Annotated in this window: 1 protein-coding gene; it reads left to right on the forward strand. The window is 57.6% G+C overall.

What is annotated here, in order from left to right; genetic code table 11:
- Positions 1-250, forward strand: a 250-nt coding sequence (locus WFN61_RS20810) for a GTP-binding protein (RefSeq protein ID WP_337039153.1), incomplete at both ends; no start/stop codon positions are given.

A 250-nucleotide genomic window follows, 5' to 3' on the forward strand; every position in this document is an offset into this window, starting at 1 on the left:
GATCCTGGTTGTTGCTGCGACTGACGGCCCGATGCCGCAGACCCGTGAGCACATCCTGCTGGGTCGTCAGGTAGGCGTTCCGTACATCATCGTGTTCCTGAACAAATGCGATATGGTTGATGACGAAGAGCTGCTGGAACTGGTTGAGATGGAAGTGCGTGAACTTCTGTCCCAGTACGACTTCCCGGGCGACGACACCCCGATCATTCGTGGTTCCGCGCTGAAAGCGCTGGAAGGCGAAGCTGAGTGG

The organism is Pseudescherichia sp. AS216 (genome assembly GCF_037152055.1).
GTDB lineage: Bacteria > Pseudomonadota > Gammaproteobacteria > Enterobacterales > Enterobacteriaceae > Pseudescherichia.